Source organism: Methanospirillum sp., from assembly GCF_035406105.1.
In the GTDB taxonomy this organism is placed as follows: domain Archaea; phylum Halobacteriota; class Methanomicrobia; order Methanomicrobiales; family Methanospirillaceae; genus Methanospirillum.
This window is the reverse complement of record NZ_DAONKG010000298.1, coordinates 1-2,291: the sequence shown is the minus strand read 5'-3', so window position 1 is coordinate 2,291 and position 2,291 is coordinate 1. Positions and strand designations below refer to the sequence as shown.

The window sequence follows — 2,291 nt, the reverse complement described above, 5'->3', positions numbered from 1 at the left end:
CAATTATCATCAGAAAGACGATGAACATGAGGAGAAAGGAAAATCTGGCTATCTGGTACGAGAAAGGTCCAAACGTCTCCCCCCCGATACTGATAACAACACCTCCAAGGGCATAGGAGAAGAGCGTGATACCCATGACCTGAAGGGTTCGAAGTGATGCTTTCTCAGTAATCAGGTGAGAACGTTCATCAGTGATCACATCATCGACCATCTGCCGTGAAATCCACGCTGCAAGAACCCCGATAATGACCGCACCGGTCATTACGAGTGGTTCAAGGTTTTCAACGGACCAGAAAAATATCCCGACTTCAAGAACTGCGATGACACCAAGGAGAAGGAAATATGTGTATTGCTTCATAATGCTTTGTAACGGATTAGTGTATCTACCCCGGAGAGGATAAGTATATTTGTCATAATATCTGGCGAAATTCCAATCGGGCAGTCTGATGAAGTATGCAGGTGAAAAAATGATATCTGACCCTCCGATACGGGTTCTCTTTGTAGATGATGAACCGGGGATGCTCCAGGCAATCCGGGACTATCTCTCCATTGTCCATTCTATCGGAGTTGATATCTGTAATTCGGGTGCTGATGCCCTTACCAGGGAGGATCTGTTCGAATTTGACTGCCTGATCATCGATTATGAGATGCCTGATATTGACGGGATTGTTCTATTAAAAGAGATCAGGCAGATGAACACCGATATACCAATCATCATCTTCACCGGTAAGGGTCATGAAGATGTGGCCATGGAAGCAATCAACGCCGGGGCAGACTTTTACATAAAGAAGGGAGGAAATCCTGAGGAACTCTTTGCTGAACTCGCGCATTATATCCGTACAGGTGTCGGACGATTCAGGGCTGAACAGTCACTCATCGAGAAAGAGCGCCGGTACCGGGCGGTTGTAGAGGACATGACTGAGTTTGTCTGCAGGATGGATGCAGATGGTGTGATTGTCTTTGTCAATTCCGCCTTTCCAAAGAGTCTCCAGATCTCACTCGAGACTCTGAAAGGAATGACTTTTTTTTCCCTCTATCCTGATCATCAGAGAGAGATCGAAGATGCCATATCTCTTTGCGATCCTGATAACCCGGTTGCACAACTGGAACTTCCATTTCAGGCAGGTCATGGAAGGACGATCTGGCACAGCTGGATTATCAGAGTCATATTCAACGACCGGTTTGACATCCAGGAGATCCAGGCGGTCGGGAGAGATGTGTCCAGGCAAAAGGAGAGTGACCGACAGGGGGCTATCCTTCGGGAACTGGGGCTTTCACTTGCCAGTTGCTCAACCCTGGAATCAGCACTCAGATATTCTCTGACTGCGGCCATCGAGATTAGCGGTCTTGAGACCGGAGCGGTCTATATGTATACCCAGAGTTCGGGAAGAATATCTCCTTTCCTTGACCAGGGGCCGTACAGGGCAGCATTACACCGACTATATGAGGAATTTTCAAGGAACGGGAGGAAATGGATCCTCAATACCGATGATCCGCTCTACATGAGTATGACTGATCTGCTCCGGTATGAAACCAGATTTACTGCTCTTGCCTTTATTCCGATTCTGCGGTATGAGGAGGTTACCGGCTGGTTCATCCTGGCATCAGATCAGCTGATCGAAGTTCCTTATGAATTACGAGGTCCGCTTGAAGGAGTTGTATCCCAGCTTGGAAATGTCATCTCTCGAATTGAAGCAGAAGAAGCACTGCGGGACGCACTCATTGAGAGTGAAGAGCGATACATGCAGCTCTCAGAGACATCCCCTGATGCGATTGCAATTTTATCAGGGAATACCGTCGTATATATGAATCCGGCAGCGAACGCTCTCTTTGAGGTTGACAACCCGGAGGTCTTTTTCAACCAGCCCCTGCAGGACTTTCTTGATACCGATCTGCAGAACTGGTTTCATGAGATTCTCAAAACCAAGGAACGGGAGAAGAGTCCCCGGGCTGGTGAAGGATTTCTTAAGACGAAAAGCGGCAGAATGATCTATGGTGAACTTATCACGGTTCCCATCTCGCATGCCGGAGAGGATGCAGTCCTCCTGCTCATCCGAGATAAAACTAGTCAGCGGATGCAGGAACAGGCCCTGATCGAGAGTGAACGAAGGTTTCGTGAAATGGCAGATCTGCTGCCAGAGCCTCTGTTTGAAGCTGATACGAATGGAAAACTCACCTTCTGCAACCGGGGAGTCTATGCCCTCCTGGCCAGATCGCATAGGCCGGATAAAGAGATAACCATGGCCTCCCAGCTGGTATCCAAGCAGGAACAGCTCAGGTTCTCCACAATT

General features: G+C 48.4%; 2 protein-coding genes. One reads left to right on the top strand and one right to left on the bottom strand.

Annotation, left to right across the window (positions count from 1 at the left end; all coding sequences use genetic code 11):
• Positions 1–358, bottom strand: a 358-nt coding sequence (locus tag PLA23_RS12645; protein WP_324475410.1) for a DUF2178 domain-containing protein, incomplete at its 3' end; no start/stop codon positions are given.
• 109 nt (positions 359–467) lie between these two features.
• On the opposite strand from PLA23_RS12645, the gene PLA23_RS12640 reads away from it, so the two are divergent.
• Positions 468–2,291, top strand: a 1,824-nt coding sequence (locus PLA23_RS12640; protein ID WP_324475409.1) for a response regulator, incomplete at its 3' end; no start/stop codon positions are given.